This window comes from Nostoc flagelliforme FACHB-838 (genome assembly GCF_014698065.1).
Taxonomy (GTDB): domain Bacteria; phylum Cyanobacteriota; class Cyanobacteriia; order Cyanobacteriales; family Nostocaceae; genus Nostoc; species Nostoc flagelliforme_B.
In genome coordinates this window covers 25,399-46,331 of the sequence record NZ_JACJSI010000055.1, presented here as the reverse complement: position 1 = coordinate 46,331, position 20,933 = coordinate 25,399, and the positions used below count along the sequence as shown (strand labels likewise).

Sequence of the window (20,933 nt, the reverse complement as noted above, 5' to 3'; positions counted from 1 at the left end):
TCAAATTGCTACGGTATGCTTTAGTCATTTGCTCACAAGGTGCTGGTTTCTACAAATCTCAGCATAAGCTTTGTGAGCTTTCTTACAACATTACCCTACTTTTAAAACATCCTCTTAGTACTCTAGATACAAATTAACTATTTCTTTTCAAGTATCTCTAGGCAGAACTTATAAATTTATAAAATTCGTAGGATTTGAAATGGAAACTTGTTTTAGTTGATCTGATTTCAAAATAAGACTTATATTATTTATTGAACAATGCCAAGTAATTACTTTACATCAATAGAAGAAAGAGAAAAAATATTTTGCACAGAACTGGTTAAGTACGGTGTGGAGTATGAAGAGGCAGTTATAGCAGCTAAAATTATCGCATCTGGGCAAGGGGATGAGTTTTTATCGCCCTCAGAGATAAAAATTGTTGAAGATGCTTGCAAAAAGTGGTCAGAACAGAATCAGCGATTAAAGCGTTTGAAAGCTATTGTAAATCAAATTTAGTTTAAGTTGACCACAAGTGACCAGCAATAGCCCAACTTCTCCACCCCAAAATTCGGGCACAATTGCAAATGTATTGGACAGGCTTTACTCCTTCCCTCTTGCTCGTGTGCCTCAATGAGAGTTGATATTCTTGATAAGTGCCATGAATTTAGGAGTTATATCATGTTCGGCAAATCACTTATAATATGTCATTGCCAATGCAACGAAGTGGAATGAAGCAATCGCAAAGGTTGGGGATTGCCGCGCTACCCTCGCAATGACATAAGTATTAAGTCGAACATGATATTAACAGTAATAGAAGCTCTACTGTTAACTCCTGCTTTTGGATCAATTTATACAGTTAGTTGCCCCATACTAGCACTATTGTATAAACCCTCTTTTGTTACTGCGGGGAAAGTATAATCAGGAAGAAAACCAGAAACAGCAAGTAATAGGGATGGTTACGCCACATAGACAGGCAGTAAGCACAGTTGCTTTCTAGATAATTATTGTCAACACTATTATTCATTATTTGAGGATGTGAGACATTTTGAAGCATTCAAGTTTTTACACTTGGGAATGCTATCAAAAATCCCACAGAAATCTCTGCCGGAGATAGGCAAAATAGTAGGACTGAAAAACGGTCAGTCACTACATCATTTTTACCAGAGATGCACAGTGGGATGTCAAGGCGGTGCGAGAAATGAGGTTATGGCTAACAAAAATAGACTTCTTGCATAAGTCGGGAAAAGGGTAAGGGGGAAGGGGTAAAGGAATTTTCTTCATACCTTTCCCCTTTAACCTTTCCCCCTCTTCTTGTTCTTCCCCTTCCCCTCTTGCAAAAAGCACTTTTGCAAGAGGTCTAATGTTTATTGGAGAAAGAGATATGACCAAACAAAATAAATGTAGAGACATGAGATATCACGTCTCTACAAATCGAGAATTAGCAATTTTTCAATAAACTACTAGTTCTTCCTTTTTTTATCAACTATAAGTCGAGCTAAAAGTAAGCTGAGATCGTCGAGAGTGATAAAGTCTTCGCCAAGACCAGTATCTATATTGGTGTCAACCGAGATAGATTCGATGGTAACTAAATCGGCTCCCGACCCAAGTAGAATACTTAAGTTTTCAATTTCATTGTAGTTTATTTCACCGTTCATGCCGAAGCCAGTAACTAAGGTATCGTTGAGAATCGCTGTGTTGTCTTTTATATCACCTGAGTCATCGATACTTAATGTATCGCTACCCATACCACCTGATACAATCAGCGTTGCTGAGATATCATCAACAAGTTGGTTGAGATTGCCGACATTTACAGTGTCATTGCCAACGCCGAGTTTAACGTTGGTTTCACCAAATATATTTTCGACATTGGCTGTATCGTCACCTGCACCTGTATCGATATACGTTAATTGCTGGTGGGTACTTTCAATGCTGAGAATGTCGCTGCCCGAACCCATTAGTAGGTTTAAATTCTCAAAGTTGCCGTAGTTTATTTCACCGTTCATGCCGAAGCCAGTAACTAAGGTATCGTTGAGAATCGCTGTGTTGTCTTTTGTATCACCTGAGTCATCGATACTTAATGTATCGCTACCCATACCACCTGATACAATCAGCGTTGCTGAGATATCATCAACAAATTGGTTAAGATTGCCGACATTTACAGTGTCATTGCCAACGCCGAGTTTAACGTTGGTTTCACCAAATATATTTTCGACATTGGCTGTATCGTCACCTGCACCTGTATCGATATACGTTAATTGCTGGTGGGTACTTTCAATGCTGAGAATGTCGCTACCGAAACCAAACTTGATATTTAGGTTCTCAAAGTTACCGTAATTAATTTCACCATTCATTCCCAAACCAATAAGTAGGGTGTCGTTGAGGATGGCTGTATTGTCTTTGCTATCCCCAGAATCATCGATATTTAATGTATTGTTACCTATGCCCCCCGATACAATCAACGCAGCGTAAATGTTATCTAGTTGTTTGTTGTGATCGCCTACATTAATTGTGTCATCACCAGCACCGAGTTTAACGCTTGTTTCGCCAGCGATGGTTTCAACATTCACTGTATCGTTGCCTGCACCTGTAGAAACGTAGCTAATTCCTTGGTGAGTGCTTTCAATATTGACAACATCGCTTCCCGAACCCATTAAGACATCGAGCATTTCCAGTTGGCTGTAGTTAATGCCAGCAGTTAAATCTAGTCCCCTAATGGTACTGTCGGTTAAGGTTAACGTACTGTTATCGCTATCAGCAGAATCGTTGACTGTTAAGTAATCTTGACCTTCTCCACCGCTGATTGTTAGCAATGCAGTGATGCTATCGACAGTGTTGTTATTATTAGCAACCTCAATATAGTCATTACCAGCACCAGTATCAACTGAAGTAGCAGCGCTAATAGTTTTGATGAATACCATATCGCTGCCTTCTTGGGTGTTGATATTAGTAATACCCAGAGTCTTTTCAAGAATTAAGGTGTCGTCACCGATACCTGTATTGAAGTTGAGCTTACCAGTGAAATCGTTGACCAAGTTAATGTTGTCGGCACCAGAGCCTAATTGGACATCGATTTCCTTCATGCCTGAGTATTGGAAGCGGGTATCAAGACCGATACCGAAGACATTGTTCTCTGTAATCTTAATGCTTTCGTTTCGGCTCTTGGTTTCATCGGCGACATCAACTATCAACTGGTTGTAACCAGCACCTGCGTCTACCGAAATTTTCTGGGTAAAGCTAGTGTCCTTGATAGTAAACTTGTCATCGCCTGTACCCAACCTGACATCAATCGCTTGAAAATTATTGTATTCAAGATTACCTGCCCCTGTGAAGCCTGTGATAGTACCGTTATCGAGTAATAGGTCGAATGCTTCCGTCTTGTTAGTGTAGTCCATCAAGATGGTGTTTTGTCCCAGACCAGAGTTGACATTTACTTCAGCAGTAATGTCGGAAGCAATGTTGAGCAAGTTGTTACCCGAACCCAAGTTAATATTAATTTTTTCAACCTTGAGATAACTAATATCACCTGTCATTCCCGCTAAACCAGAGATTTTATCAACCGTTACCTTGAGGTTATTGTTCAACGGGTTGCCGCTATTTTCGATATTTAAGATATCGAAGTCATCGCTAGTATTGATATCTATCGAACCCGCGATACTATTAAGAGTTTTGTTCTTATCGCCCAGGTTAATAATATCGTTACCATTCTGCGACCTAATAACAGTGGTAAGGATACCAGTTGCTGAATAGTTAATGATATTTCCATCAATGTTAATGATATCGCTATCATCGCCGCTATTAATTTTAACACCGATACTCTTGAGGGTACCGCTTAAAGTAATAGTGCTACCTATACCAAAGTCGTTATTATTAAAGTCACCTTGGATGATAATTTCACCCAGTGTCGCAATCAAGGCATTTTGAGCTATTAAGAGGTTATCACCAGAATTAAGGGTAATGTTACCACTTGTAGTGGTAACGTTGGCTCTAATCGTTAAATCGTCGCCGCTTCCTTGAGAATCACCTGTCTGCAAACGGATTCTGCCACCCGCTAATACATTACCTGCGATCGTTAGCGGGCTATGGGTTTCTACTTCGACACCACCGCCAGCATTTATACTATCGACAGTCAAGCCACCGTAGTTGCTGAGGTTAGCACCGCCACCTGCGATAACGCTTACATTTTTAACCGAGGTTTCCAGTAATGCATTGTCTGTACCGATACCTTGGGTTGTTTGTATGGTCAAGCTTTCAGCAATAAGGTCAACAACACCATCGCTAGCAGCACTAAATATTTGTCCTGTTGTGATGTTGACTTTATTACCCGCTTCCACTTTGCCGATAGTCATTACAGCGTTAGTATCAACAGTGGAAATTGTTAGGTTTCCTTGCTTAACTGAAACATCGCTGAGGGTGATTGAATTAGCCTCGCTGATCGTAATATCGCCTTTGTCGATAATTGCTGCTTTGAGTTGTTGGACATCACTCTTAATATTGATACCTTTGAAGGCTACAAGTTCTAGCCCAGAAGCCCTGAGGACAACATCTCTTTCGGTGATGACATTATCAATAACTACTTTTTCTTTGTCAGTAGTAATTAGACCACCGATAAAGCTACCTTTGTCATCAAAGTAACCGTTAGAAGATATCTTCAGGTTTCCTGTTACAGTGGGCGCTCCAATTATATTGAGATTGTCACCAGTCCCAATTTCGACATTAGTACCAATGATATCTTTGAAGCTAATGTTGCCTAAGTCGCGCTGTGCTTTCAGGGTTATAGAGCCTGCTTGTAGTGGGAAGCCAACGCGTTCCTCTTGAAGGATTCCTGATGAAGTAACAAGTTGAATACCACCAGCTAGTTCCTGCTTCATCTTGGCTTGTAGGCTTAGAGATGCATAGTTGTTAACCGCAGTAAATTTAATTTGGACATCTTGGAACTGCGGATTTTGTGCGATGAATTTCTTGTAATCAGATTCGCTTGAGTAAATAACCTTGTAACCAACTACAACATCATTGCCATTTGCATCCTTCTGGATTTCGGTTGGGTTTACGACTGTGTAAGCGTACTGCCCTGCGTCATCTTGACGGGTGTAAACAGTAGTGCCATTGGGAATCTCGTTAAGGTTTTTGCGATCGCCACCTTTACTTAACTCATAACCATCGATATAGTATTCACGACCATTATTACCACTAAAGACGTACCGACCACTTATTTCTTCGATGACTTGATAACTGATAGTATTCAGTACAGGGGCTAGTCTTAAGCTATCAACTTCAGCAGCAGTTAGCGCTACTAAGTCACTACCAGATTGACGATAAACTTTTGTACCTTTAACAAGGTCTGCTGTGTCTAAGTAGTAAGTAGTATTGCTATTTACATCTCGGTAGCGATAGTATCCAACAAACTGACCTTCAGTGATTTGGTTTCCACGTGCAATTAAATTAACTTTTTCTAAAGGAATCGCCTTACCACTAGTGTCAACAAAGGTTTCTGGTGAGACGATCATGCTACCGGAACCTAATTCTAATGTCAATTCATTAGTTTTGATTTTAGGTAGTTGTATTGAACCCTGAACAATACCTGTTTTACCGTAAGCAAGTTCTAGGAGCGTCGTTCCTTCCAGGGTGATATCTTTATCAATAATGATTTGCTGCGTCGCCCGTAATTTTAGAGTATTACTCTTGAGTAATTTATCACTAGGATTAGTGGTAGAGGTAGTGACAATGATATTGCCAGTTTGACTGACAAGTTCAATGCTACCGTTGCTGGCAGATTCGATTCCCGTATTCGCAATTAGATTACCTGCGGTAATAACTTTCACATTACCTTGCAATGCAATCAGGTCGCCTAAAACTAGCGTCTTGGCATCATCGGCGCTGATTCTCTCAATCAAGATATCGCCAGTATTAGCAGTTGCAGATAGTCCGTTAGTTTCTGTTGCTGTTTCAAAATTAATAGTTTTTCCAGATTTAGCAGTTATTGTCTTCGCCACTACATCAGCTATCCCATCATTGGGGTTGAAGGCGAGAATTGCACCATTATTAGAAGTGAGATTAATTTGACTGCTGGAAATTGAGTTACCTTGAGGATCGTAATCACTGTACAAACCAGCATTAATTTCTCCAATGCTCATATCGTCACCAGAGGTCATGCTAAAGGTGTGTGCTTGACTATTATTAATCAATTTCACCAATGTAGCGACTAATGCACCGCTAGTATTCAGGGTAAAGCTACCGTTACTAATTATCCCAGAGGTGAGATTTAAGGTGATAGCAATGTTGTTAATGCTGACATTACCTGTACCACCTGCTTCTAAGCTCAGGTTATTGACTTGGGTGTAGAGATCAAGATTATCATTAGCCGTGTTGACATCTAAGGTATTAGCACGAATGCGATTGGTATTATTACGAATAATGCTAGCTGCCGAGATGGTCATAGAAGTACCAGCAGATAAATCATCAGCCGCATCGAGATCCAGGGTTAATACGCTATTGGTGTTGAGGGTAAGCTGATCGGCTGCTTTTAATTTATCAACGGTGACATTACCACCAGCAGTAATCTGAATATCGTTACCTGTACCTAAAGCTGTGACATTAAGTAAACGAATACCACTAATGGAGTTGATATTAATATTGCCGTTATTATTTATGACAGTGGTTTGAACATCGGTAGTCGCTTTTTTATCAACTGTGAGGTCAATATTGCCGCTACTGGTGTTATTCACATTCAAAGTACTAACGTCAAGATTGACACTAATACCAGATTTGGCGGTGAAGTTGATGGTGTCAGCCGTCATTAAACCGTGTTGACGCTCACCATTATTAACTAAATAGTTGTTAATAGTACCAGCAGAAGCGGTAATGTTTAAAGTAGCAGTGGTTATCCAACCAGAAGGTAGGTCAACATTACCACTGGTTGTCCCCGCAGACATGGTAATACTTCCTGTTGCAGCAGTTTGTAGGTAAGTGGAGCTATCCCCGGTAATGTTACCATTACCACCCACTTGACCTGCGAGGGCAATAATGCCGTTACCTGCGTTGAGTAAACCAGTAATATTCAGGTCATTACCTGCTTTAAGTTGGATTTGAGTGCCGGATGTTGCACCCGTACCAGCATTGATTGCACCTGCAAAATTGATGTCACCAGTCGCGGAAGTGGTAGTGAGGTTAACTTGTCCACTGTTGCTATTAGCTAATAATTCGCTGGAGTCGAGGACGGTAATACTGCTACCAGTGATGTTGAGTTGATTTTGGGCAGAAATATAGGAAGGTGCAGCCAAGGTATCACTCGCACTGCGTCCGTCAGGGAGTTTACCTTGAATATTTACTTGTCCCAAACTGGTGATATTAATATTACCGCTTGTGCCGTTAGCCTCCAGTTTACCAGTGATGCTAATGTTGCCCGTTGCGTCGATGATAATGCCGTTAGCTGCACTAATTGAGTTACCAGCAAATTGACCATAGGCTTTTTCGTCACCTGATGTCTGACGTTCCGTTATCCAAATGGTTTGGTTTTCGGTGATGTTTTCCGTGCGGAATTTATTATCGGTTCTGATACTGACATCTTTAACTTGAATATTACGAGTTTCGTAACGCGGACGACCATCATAAATATCCTGTTCTTGGCTTACCCACTGATAAGAAAGTTGCACACGCCCGTCGTAAATGGGTTTATATCGTGAAATCCAGTGGTACTGGTAATCTTTCCAATCTTGATAAATATTATGAGTTAATTCGTTACGCCCTTCAACAAGCGCACTAATGTCATCGCCACCAAACGTACCATAGTCGTGGTATCTACTTGTTGATCTAACCTCGGTATATTCACTTTGCCAACCATTTAAGTTAGAGTAATTTAACTCAATAGAATTATAACCAGGTTCACCTTTCAAAAAATCATTCTTGTTTCCATACGCTTTGTTCAGGACATCTTTATCGCTGTCAGTAAGGGTTCTCCAATCCCATCGCGGTACGTTATTGTCACTGCTATAACCAAGAGAAGAACCGTCATCATCGTCCTTCCAAAAACCGCCAAGTTTAACCCAATCACCCCAGTACTTGAAGGAAAATGATAATTGATTGCTTCTGATACTAGAAGATTTTTGAGTGAAAGATGACGTATTATCTTTTAACGCAGTTACATATTGGTTATAAGCTTGAATTTGATCTGTATAACGACCCATTTGATAAAATGCTGGTACTGGATTTGATGTTGTGTTACCACTATTCCACTCAGGAGTTATACCTAAATTAACAGTGCTATACTCATTGATCCTAAAAAATCTGTTACCAGAATTGTTGATATAACCCACATTCCAATAAGCTTTTCCATCTTCATTGGGATCACGAGGACTATCATAGCCACCAGGATAGCCATCATTTGGATAGTAGTAATCTGATGCTTTTTGGGTATAGTTGACATCTGCAACATCCCAATAATATCCAACATATTCACCCGTAGGAGAGGAGACACTACCTTGAGTTATCCATTGGTGTAATGAGTTGTAGCTATTAGGTGAAAGCTCATTAAAGTTATTTTTATTATTGTCATTTAAAATTTTCGCCTCACCTTGAGACACAGTTCTGAGTATTGCTGCTAAATCAGCCGCAATTCCTACTGGTACACGGATATATTTATCACCCCAACTATCTACTTTAATATTGATAATTTTGGTTGCAATATTATTAGGATTGGTAGCCACATCGTAAGAGTTGTAGAAGTCGGCTGCTGCACTTAATTTATAATCCTTTCCACCAATAAATTGTTTGGGGTTAGTTTGCCCATTAACTGTTTCCATTTCATAAGAATCTGTGGTTTCCGCTAAATTCCAGTAAACAGAATTAGAAGTGGGATTACCATTAATGGTTTTTTCAACTTTGGCGTTACTAAAGCCAAAGTCATAGAGTTTGTAATAACCAAGAGTATCTAAAACAGCCTTTTTCTGATCATCAGTTAATTCATTGAAACTGTGGTCAGTATCTGGTACAGCTACACTACCCCAGTTAATGTCAAAAGTATTATAGTCAACCTTATTAACAAACCATTCCCGTTCAGTATTTGTCGTGGGATTCCAGTAACTATCTTGGCTGAGGTTGACATCCATCGTGAAGAATTCATTACCCACGCGAACTTGATCTACCCCTACTTGTTCAGTAAGAGTAGTGGGTATCCAGTTAACTACTTCAACCTGAATTGTGCCATCAGAAACCTGCTTAGTTCCAGTGACGACTGGAACAGTAATAACTTTTTGAGTAATAAAGGGAATGGGTACAGGTTTAGTTCCTGCACCAAGGGCGGAATCAGCATTAACGGTAACTGTACCACCAGCGAGGAGAGTGGCAATATTATTGGCTTTTAAAGTGCCTGTACCATTGATGAGAATATTACCACCACTGAGTTGAGAACGAGTAACTGTACCTCGGAGAGTGTTTAAATCCCAGCTTGGGTTAATACCAGCCCGGACATTGATATTTTGCGCTGCGGTAACTAAACCATTAATCTCGGCTGAACTGACTACATTCAGCGTGACATCTGTACTGCTGTCTAAATAACCTTGTACCCAGAGAGAATCAGCAATGACTTCAATATCTTTATAAGAATCAACTAAAGCACGGGTGAGAGGTGCTTGACTCTTCGCAATAATGACTTTGCCAGTACCGTGAATTTGAATGCTGGGGTCAGTGGTTGTAGCACCGCCATAGGTTTGAATTAAAGCATTATTGGGGCGTACAGACTTGAGAGCATCAGTTTCTTGGTAGTCGAGTAGGTAGAGATTGTTACCTTTAATGATTATCTGGCTACGCGCTCCGATCGCATTGTCAATGAAGACATCACCTGCATTATTTTCACTGATGATGCTGATTTTTTCAGGGTTAACAGTCTTGTCGTTATTCAAAGGTGCAACTTGTCCACTTAAGACAATACCAGCTTCAGCCGAGATATTAATATTGCCACCGAATGCAGTTTCTAATGTACCACCACTCACACGAGTGAGATTAGCTGGTAGCTCAGAACTGGATACAGGAGCAACACCTAAAGCCAATTTGACACCATTAGCATCGACATATTCACCGTTGCTATTAATGTAGAAACTAGAACTATTAACTAAGCGCCCTTGAGGATCGCGGTAGATTAACGGTGTCAGCATTAACCCATAACCTTGAGCATTTGTACCACCGTCAACGGTAAGGGTATCGTCTGCTTTCAGGTAGCCGTTAATTAACAGTAAACCTGCACTATCAATCGTAATATCTGCGTTGTCATCATAAGCCTGAATCAAACCATCAATTTCGACTTGTCCTTGAGCCGTAATATTAATCTTGCTATCAGTGATATCTGCAAAGATTGATGTACCTGTTTCCGCAAAGCTTGCAGTTGCGTCACTCTTAATGGAACTGAGATCGTTCATGGTGAAGTCTAGCAGATTAGCACCACCAGCAATATTAATGTCGACGTTACCAGTCGCCCAAGCGGAACCACCACGAGTTACCATTTTACCGTTCTCTACACCAGCACCACCGAAGGTAACAACATCCGTAGCGTTGAGGTTAACTGTAGCGGTTTTACCTGTCCAAGTTACGGTGTTGTTGTTGAGTGCAGCACCAGCGAAGAGTGAACCAGTTACATTAATTACGTCACCAGTAACGTTAACTGTGCTGTTATCGGCACTGCTCATGACGCGGACACCAGAACCGATATTAACAGTACCTATAGCGTTAATGGTGACGTTGTTAACACCTGCTAAATCTAAGCCTTGTTGCTGATATTGCCCATCAACTAAGATAGTGCGACCGAACTTAATGTTACCGTTGGCATTAGTTTGGCTAATATTGAGGACTTCTCCTGTACCTTGTACCAGAATTTGACCGTTATAAGCCTCAATGTTATTACCCGCTGTAATCTTGACTGTACCTTGGCTGATGATGTCAGTCATTAAGGTAGCGTTGTTAGTAGCTGCAATTAAGATTTCAGTGGTGTTCGCATTAGCATCACCTGCGGTATTGCGGAGTACGCCCTCAATGCTGACGTTTTTACCTGTCATCGTGACATCTGCATCGGTAATAATCCGTCCAGAGATGCGTGCAAGGGTTAAATCTCCATAGGTAGCAGCAATATTAAGGTTGGTCATTCCAACGCTACCTTCGCCAATGGTGCTGTCTATGATGACATTATTTAAACCAGCTATATTAACTAAACGTCCATTAATTTTGCTGGTGCCAAAAGTGTGAATACTGGTTTGGCCTGCTACTACATTTGCACCAGCACTCAAGCGGACTTGATCATTAGCAGTAAGGCTACCGTGTAATTCAAGGGTGTTCTCGGCAGTGAGGATAATGTCAGAACCTGCGCCACCAGCGATAATATCCCCTTTGACTATGCCGTAGGTTCCCACATTCATTTGAATCGAACCATCACGGGTTTCTAGTAACCCAGTTCCATTGAGGTCAATATCAATACCATCGGGGGATTTACCACTGTTGAGGTTGATTGCTTTGTAACCCAGTACCTTACCAGCAATATAAAGCTTACCGTTTGGCCCTTCTGGCGAACCGATAGTAACAACCGAGCCAACTTGATCAGCTTTGATAGTATAAGGCAAGGTAGAGGTTAAATCAGTGGTCAGGTTAGTGAAACCTAAGAGATTAGCATTAGTTGAACCAGTTTTGAGGAAAGTAGTTTCGTAAGAACTGGTCAACACTAACCGACCTTCCCGGATTTTTACCTTCATGTCAAATTCGTCAAAACCATTGTAGGTGCTACCAATTGGACGGGTGGTAGTATCTTGAGAACTTACAACCTTCCACGTTGCGTTCTTAATGGCATCATTTAAATCTGCTACTAAGTCTCCGACTTGAGTGTTATCAGCAGTAGCACTAGCAGGGAGAGTAACAGTGGCTTCAATTTCAAAACCAACTTTATCAAGGCGTAGTTTTAAGGTGATATCTTGACTGACTACACCAGTTGCGAATTCGTAGAAACCTGCGGCTTCAATTTCGTTAGTATGTGCAGGTGCAAGGATATCAATTCTTCCGGGAGCATTGAGGTTAATTTGGCTATTTTCGCGCCAAGTGGAAATCTGCGTTGAGCCATAAAGTACCATCCCTTTACCAGAGTGGTTTACCCCTGCCTCTACAGGATCAATACCACCAATCAGGTCAATTCGTTTACCTGCACGTAAGGTTTGCCCAATTCTGACTTGATTTTCTGCGGTAATTTTGATGGTTGATTCGCCGCCAAAATCTCTGACATAGCGACCCATGTAAGAGCCTTTGCTATCTCTGATTGTAGTAACTTCGCCACCTGGTACTAATAAACCTTGAACATCTGCATCTTGGGCGGCGTTAATTTCAATAGAACTATTAGCAGCATGGGTAACTAATTCACTGGCGGCTTGAATGTATGCACCTGTGCCAGAACTGTGTGCGCCGCCAGTGACTTTGATGTAGTCATGAGCAAATAAGTAACCGCCAGTTTCAATCGGCTCACCTTGTTTATTAACAGTACGACCACCAATAAAGACTTGACCAGCAGATTGAATGTTAATTTCACCGTAGTTACCAGACCAGTCAATGGTTTGTGAGAGCAGATTACCGTTATTATCAAAGGTTTGGACTAACTTACCACCGGATACCAAAGTACCCATCATTTCCATGTTTCCGGCATTGTTCACAGCGATTAAAGCACCAGAACCATCGGAAGTTAAGCCCATCGCGGTTGCACCACCCGCAGTTGTCACCAGTAAGCCAATACCATTATCATCAGCGCCAGCAATACCACCATTCATGGTTACAGACTTAGACGCAAGTAGACCAGTATCTAAGAAGATTTGTTGACCTGCGGTAACGATAACGGTAGAGTCGTTACCAGCCCAAGTTACGCCAGTTTCGCCAATCGTACCACCCGCAACTACTGCACCTAAGATGTCAACATCTTGCGCTCCGCGAATATTGATACTGCTACCCGCTTGCTTGGTGTTAATTCTGGCTGTACCGTGAACATAAACACTAGAACCTTCGGTGTTTGCGCCATTAGTACTCTTACCATCGGCATCAAAACCACCTTCGATGGTGATGTTATCTTGAACATTGAGGAAAGTTTCTAAGTAAACCCAAGTTGGGGTACTAATCTTCAGGTCAGAATTTTGACCAAGAACGTCAATATTGCCTCGGATAATAATGTCATCACTAGAAACTAATTCCAAAGTGGTGTCATCAGCCAGACTGGTTAATGTACCAGTGATCAGCATACCGAATTGATCTTCACCAATGGCTGTTAGATAATGATCCTTACCCTTACCATCTTTAGGTAACTTACTGAAGTAGTCATTGTAGTAATGATTCAAGGGACTACCAGCACTGAGTTTCATCTGGTTACTGGTGGTGACAGTGCCTTTGATTACCAATTCATACGGCGAGATAATCGTTGCGTCTGCACCTTCGCCCGTCTTCACGGCAGTGGGTTTACCGTTAATTTCATCAAAACGAGCGCCTGCGGTGACTGCACCTCCACTCTCAATAATCACTAATTTACCAGCAGAAACCTTGATATTACCGTAATCTTCACGGGCGGCTACCACACCACCTTCCATGACCTGGGTCATGGTATCAGCCCAGATATCAATACCGGAATTAACTCCTTTGGCTTCGACTAAACCAGCTATCTTGATGCCACCATTAGTGTTAATTTTGACTAAACTACCACTTTGGAGGACTGTAATATCACTACCGATATCTGTTTTTAGGCTATTAATACCGTCTTCGTAGCTGACTAGGGTATTAGTACCTGTACTACCTTGAATGTTGATGCTGACATTTTGAGTACCGCGTAACCAACCACTAACTACCATTTGCTCAGTCAGGTTCATTACGAGATTACCGGCGGTAATACCAGAATCTGGTGCGCCGTTAGGGTTGTGAATATTTTGCTTGTTAATTTGGGCAGTGCGAGCTTCAATGGTGAGATTTTCACCAGTGGCGCGAACGTCACCTCTGACATCGAGATGATCGGTTTTGAGGATTGTGGTATTGCGGAATTCCGGTTGATATGCTTCTGGATTGCGGGGTGCGGCGACCGTCTTGCCTGTAGTACCATACATTACATCCCCGATGGTCATCTTGTTCCCAGTATTAGTACGACCGATGGTTACGGTGTCAAAGTCGCCAGCGATCGCAGCTAAGTCTGAACTAGACAGTTCCATCACATTAGGATTATCAATACCCACATCATTGAGATCAGCACCAGCGGAATTTTCGGCAGCTGCACCAAGGCTGTATGTCCAAGCAAGTTGATTGGCTTGTAAGGTCAGATTACCTATACCGTTAACTTGATTTGCTCCGGTGCGGAAGTTCATGTCATCGGCAGTGAGAACAATCTCTGCCCCTGCTGTGCGTCCGGTAATACTACCACTTACCAAGGTAAGGAGAGAATCTTTAGCCAAGAGGGTGAGAGAAGCGTTGCCATTACCAGCAGCAACTGCATACTGTTCATTACCATCTGTAATCAAACTACGCCAGTCGTTACTTAGCCGTGTTACCCATTGGTTGTTCTGCATCCAAGTAGGTGTAACGCTAACTTGAGGAATTGTTAATCCGGCGTTAACAACCGTTGCTGTCTTCTCTAAATTGGTTAGTTTCAGGCTATCGGCTTCTTTAATCACTATGTTGCCTGTTCCGTGAAGCGATGTTGCAGCAGTTAATGTTCCAACCTCTGTTAATAGAGCAGCTTTGTCGCTAGCAATACCATTCTTCGCTTTCAACATTAGGTGGCTATCGCTACCAATAATGCTGGAGGCATTAGAATTAATAATTGCACCATCAGCGGCTATCAACCGTACCCAACCACTGCCTTTTCCGTCTTCACTATCGCCTGTGGAAACCTTAATATTAGACTCAATGAGAATATTCGACTTATCACCGTAGGTACGTAAATCTACGTAACCATTTTGTACTGCGTTGAGGGTCTTGCTGACTGTGATATTTTTGAGGGTTTCAACGATAATCGCATCGGCGTTAATCTGACTTTGGAAGTTAGCCTGGGAAGCAACAACCCTAACATCTGTGGTGCTGTTGCGAGAGACACCATTGTTGTCGGTGTTGTTCAAGGTGACATTGCTACCAAAATCGAGAATATTGGTGCCATCTAGCTTACCTGCTCGACCGATGAGGGTAAGGCGGTCTAAGCCACTGGTATAGTTGAGAATTTCACGACCGTTGCGAAGCTGGTTCTGGTTAAGAGCGATCGCATCTACCATCATCTGCTCGGCGATCACCTCATCAAAGTCACCTACGGTATCATTCAAGTTGATGATGCCATCTGCGCCTGAACCTGTGGCGCGACCCAACCGCACAAAGTAAGTATCGTTACCGCCTTTGTCGTCGATGAAAATAGTGCGATCGCCAAAATCTGTAATGTTCACCAGGTCATTACCACCGCCCATAACCAGGCGATTGAAGGTCAAATTACCCTTAATTTCGCTTCCTTCACCTTGAGTAACGGCAAAGCCACGGGCATTAACAGTGGCATTGAGTTGTTTAGTTGCAAGCGAGAAGTCTAAGGTATTATTACCTTCACTGTCGTTGAGCCTATCAAGTCCAAAGTCATCCTCAAATAAGTAAGTATCATTGCCTTGGCCCCCGGAGAGATTATCAATGCCAATGCCACCACGCAGCACATCGTTAGCAATACTGCCGATTAATTTATCTCTGCCGGCACCACCCATCAACGTTGCACCCTTGAAGGTGTTGCGGTAGTTTATATAACGAGCATCTTTAGCGTCAAGAAGCCATGAAACCGATGCATCAAGCACGTCATCATCATCGCCACCGTCGGCGATACCACCGCCTGTACCGAGTATCAGTTTGTCTTTGCCTGCACCACCAGTAAACTCAACGCCAATATCAAACAACCGAGATGCATCGAAGGTATCATCACCTGCGCCACCATCAGCAACAACTTTAGTAACACCTTCAAAGGTTTGATAGTAATCCTCGAATTCAACACTAACTGTATTGCCTTGACCGTATAGGGTAAAAGTTTCGCTCTTATCTGTAATGTCACCATATTTACGGAGGCTGGAGCGGCTACCGCTATTGAGGTACAGCACACCATTTTCGACTTTGCCCAAGTGAGGCTGTACATTAGGTGCTTTATACTCTAGGGTGAGCAAATTGGCTTTAATCAAATTAATGTTTAAGATACGGGTCTTGCTAACAAATAGATTCAGGTCTACAAAGGCATTTATCAAAAGGTCTACCGTGGTCTTGACGTTTGCCAAGTTCTTAATACCCCCAGCTTGACCATCATTATTGGGATCATAGCTAAACATTGTGGCGATTTCCGAAGGATGAATCTTGCCATCACTCTGCCAGGTTTGATTTGTAACAAACCCTAACTCATCTTTAGTTAGCTTGGGTTTGGAGATGTCCTGTAAATCAACACCCATCTTCACGTTAATACCGCCACCGACACCTGCCTCAATAATCCCTAGCGCAAGAGCAGCTTCTAAACCTAAATAAGCCTCAACAGTGAACTCATCCTTTTCTTGTGGCTTCACACCCTTCTGCGTGGGGATAGTAAAGTCTGTGAGAAAGAAGCCATCAAAAGCATCAAGCGGGTTTTTGGATTTAATTGCTTTTTGAATACCGGAGGTATCGTAACCAAAGCCTAAATCAGCCTTGGCACTAAAGCTGCCTTTTGCAGAAATCTTAACTGTAGCTGGAGTGGGTGCTAAAGGAACCACTGCTAAAAGTGCATCAAAGTCGGCGCTAAACTCTAATAAAGGTAGCTCGTAGGTAAATAGTGTTGCGCTTCCCCCAGTTAAAATATTCTTCCAGTTGGAGATATCTTTGATATACTTCATAATCTGGAAACCGGAGCGTGGTGTCTTATTCGTACCAGAACTAGAGTTTACAGAGCCAGCCTGACGGGTATTTGCTGCGAGGAATTTGTCAACTTCGGTGGATTGGGGAACATTCGTCGCGCCTACAGTTTCCACTTTGTTGGTACCTAGTCCCCTGATGCTACCCAAGGGGAGCCATTCACCTGTTTTTAAGCTAGCTATTTGATCTACCAACTTAAGCATTTGCTTGGCTTCGGTGATGAAGCTCCAATCAATCGGCTTGCGACCCTTCAGCACCATAATTTTGTTGACTAATCCTTTCAGGGTAGGGTCATCAGGAATAATCTTATCTAAACCAGTTATTTTCTCATCAAGGACATCAATGAGTGGCTCCATTGGCTTGAGGGCATCGCGGACTTTCTCAGCGATAGGTGTCAAGAAGTCACTAACGAAACTACCCATGTCAATCCGCATATCGCGCAGACCGAAACTGGGAGCCATCATCTTTTGGCCCAGTTGCCAACTCCAATTAAATTCTAGGTCGGCACCTATTTTGGGCAGTCCCTTCGCACCATCTATTTCTAGGGTCATGCCGATATCTAACTTGGTATCGACTCCAAAACTGACACCAAATAGGTCTTTAGTGCGACCGGAGAGAATACGTCCTAGCGCCATGCGACCGCGACTGTCACCTTTAAGGTCGAGCGATAATCCACCATATATACCGCTAGCTTTATCACCTGGGTTATTGTCCTTCATTTTTGCTTTGAAGAACAACAAATTACCTTCTCCGCTGAAAGGAGTTATCACCTTGGGATCAGTTGGGCTACCGTCTAAGTAAGCTTTGATACCGACTTCGAGTTCAGGCTTACTACCATCTTTGTTGGTGGCAAGATAAAAACTGTCTTGGAGGCTAAAGCCAAAGCCGAAGTCAAATTTCCAGCCAATATCGAGTGCAAAACCACCATTTATATCAAGACTAAAGCCAGGAATACTGAAATCGAGTGGTAAGTTTATACCTGCTCCTACTAAATTCCCACCCAAATCCATATCGAATTGGATTGCATCTGCACCAATTGGTAGGGCACCGCCGACTATCCAGTTTTGCATCAAGTTGCCGAGCTTGTCATACCAACCCACCATGACATCATCGACAGAAATGCGGTTGTCCTTATTGGTGTCGAGTAGGATCTTCAGGTTATTAGGGCCAAGGATGTTGTACAGGGTTTCACGGATAAATTCGATCGCCTTACCATTGCCACTCAATTTTCTACGTAAATCGCCCAAAATACCCAGGCGCATATCCCGTAAGAATGAAGCTGCGTCACCTAACTTATCACCAATCAACGGGATATCCTGAGCGAGGTTTGAACTGAGGACATCCTCTAGGGTTGCCACGGCTGTATTGACGCTATCAAGAATAAACGATGGGTCGTTGATTAAGCCAAGGAGTGAGAATTGACCGCCCAGTTTTTCAAACTCGCCACGAATGTCTGGGAAGCTCATGATGAGCGGATCTTGCTGTCCCTTATCAGCAGACTTCGCCAGATGTTTGAAAAGTTGTGTCAAACCTTGGTCGCCGTAGACGGGGTTGGTTTTAACTTGGATTGGGCTGAGTTTGAAATCAACTCCGGCTATTTCCATCCGTACTGGTAAGTTGATATCAAAACCACCCTGAAGTTTGACTTGTAAGTTGTCCTTAAAGGATTCCTGACCGATGTAGAATAATCCGTCGTCAGCTAAGGTACCTGCTTTTTGGTCAATTGCAACTAAAAGACCTGCGTAGTCTTTGGTATCAGCTTTCCCATCAGCATCAAGTACAACGGTACCATTATTAATGCCAATGTTGATTGGGCCTGCCTTGAAGTCTAAATCAAGTCCAGTACCAACAAGACGGGCACCAATTTGGGCATAAGTGCCTTTACCTGTTTGGGCGTTATAGTCCCGTAGGAAAATCTTGGGTTTGAGTTTGAGGATACTGTCAAGGTCAACGCCAATATCAAAGTTGAGTTTAGCGATCGCTTCTAGAGTTAGCTTACCACCACCCTTGAGGTCTGCGAGGGCATCAATCGCATCGAGTGCTGCCGCACCAGCACTACCTGATAGCTGCTTAAAGGTATCTAAATCAAGGTTGAAGTCAAATTTATCAGAGAATAGTGCTTCCCAATTGAAGTGGATATTTAAGGCACCATTGCTGAGGGAGAGAGAGAATTTTTGCTGGTCAGCAGCTAAGGTGTTGTCATCGCTAATACCGAGGGCAGATTCGATGGTATTTTCAACTTCCTGAACCATGCCAGCAGGGTTTTTCGCTGCGATTTCTAGTTTGGCGGTCAGACTATCAAGGAACGTAAAGGTTTCGCTTAACGAGCGATTAATAACTGGAATTGGTGTACTGTAGAACGACTCATTCGCTAGAGAATCGCTCATAAAGTCGATACCAGCCCGCACACCCATGATAATCGTCTCAAAATTTAGGTTCTTGAGGCTGAGTAGATCAGAGACATCGGGCATTACTACAATAATGCCTTCGTTTTTGACATTACCACTGGCGATCGCAGCGTTGAGATCGAATGCTTGAGTAACTGGCTGGTTTACAGTTTGGACACTGCTCTTGAACTTAGTAAGTGTAGGTACATAAACCGACAGTTCGGCGTTTGGCGCGATGGAGATATCGCCAAAACCACCATTTACCTTGAGACCCTTGAGTTTCGCTTGAGCATCACCGTCCAACTTGAAGTAGAAGGATTTGAAGAGGTCGCCACTCATCAGGTCACTAAAGCTAAAGCGGCGATCGCCTGGACTAACTGTATTTGGGTCGCGGTCTAGCCCGGTTGAAACAGTAGCTGCCATCCTTACCCCAGAATCTGTACCAATTCCGCCTGCTTTTAAGCCTACAAAACCTAATTTCGCTGCCACTTCCAAATCTTTGACTTCTAGGCTGGCTCTACCATTAAGTTCAACATTGTCGATGTATAAATTGACACCTTCAGCTCCAGGAGTATTGCCAAAGTTGATGACAAAATCCATGCGTCCATCAACACCAGCGTTAATTGAGGTCTTGGCATTGGTGGAAAGCGATGCAACATCACCCAAATCAAGTCCCAAGTTTAGCTGCTGGTCGTTCAGCACTGGTAAATCTTTGCGGAAGCTAAACGGTATTACAAGCTCATTCTTGATCGGGTCATAGGTTAAGGGCACACTCAACGGCAGGATACCAGAATTATTAATCGCTACTATCAATTCCTGGTATGTGCGTAGAAGTTGACGTTTCTCATGGACAACAAAGTCCTTGCTGGCGATAGTGATATTGCTAGCAGCATCAATAGCAAGAGTTGTATTATTTTCTACCGACTTAACTTGGTAGGAGGCATCATTAATCGTTACAAACTTCCCTGCTAAATTGCTACCAAAGTTCGCACCCAATGCCGTCAGCTTACCGCCAGTTATGCTAGCGCCTATACCCGACATCAAATCAACCCGTGGACGATAAAAATCAATCTTCGAAAGAACTTTATCGTTGATAGCAGTTGCAAAGTCAAGAACACCGCCAAGCGAGAGATCCACAAACGGAATTTCCGTTTGCATAATGTCATATTCACGGTACTGCTGCGCCCAGCCCACCAAATCCTTGAACATCACTAGCACATCGCCAATGCCGAAGTTACGGAAATTCAGCAGTTTATCAAAGTTCTCGTGACGGAATTTAACGCCCGTACCGCCAAATAATTGACCTTCTAGATATGCCTTGGCTGGTGCTGCTCCACCGGATAAATCGTTACCTGCCAAAGTTGCGTATACGGGGAGGACAACATCAATGCGGTTGTCGTTAGTGGTGACTTTAAACTCGCTATTTACATAGGAGATGCCACCACCAAGGTTTAAGGTTGCCGTACCTTTCTCTTTACCAACTTCATTGGAACCGATGCTTAAACCAACCGGCCCAAAGTAACCACCCAGAACTATATCTTTTGCCTCAGCAGTCGCCTTAAAGGAAAGCTTATTGAGGTCAAATTTAGAAGTAAATGTCTTCCAGTCGAAGCTAAGGTCAAAATCGATACCTAAATTAACACCAAATTCAACATTTGCTTGACCTTCCAATTCCAAACCAAATAGATTCGC

The 20,933-nt window shown here is 42.6% G+C and carries 2 protein-coding genes and 1 pseudogene (1 of these 3 running past the window's edge); 2 read left to right on the top strand and 1 reads right to left on the bottom strand.

What is annotated here, in order from left to right:
* The first annotated feature begins 258 nt into the window (after positions 1 to 258).
* Entirely contained in the window at positions 259 to 495 is a 237-nt protein-coding gene (locus H6G97_RS23035; protein ID WP_190942967.1) for a hypothetical protein, read from the top strand.
* A gap of 474 nt (positions 496 to 969) precedes the next feature.
* Positions 970 to 1,137: pseudogene (locus H6G97_RS52820) on the top strand (IS701 family transposase); the annotation flags it as partial.
* Between the two features lie 302 nt (positions 1,138 to 1,439).
* On the opposite strand, the gene H6G97_RS23030 reads toward H6G97_RS52820, so the two are convergent.
* A protein-coding gene (locus H6G97_RS23030; protein WP_190942966.1) for a DUF4347 domain-containing protein crosses the window boundary here: on the bottom strand, positions 1,440 to 20,933 show its 3' portion. It continues 15,837 nt past the right edge of the window; 19,494 of the gene's 35,331 nt are visible here — the last part of the coding sequence; its start codon lies off the right edge, out of view; the stop codon is at positions 1,440 to 1,442.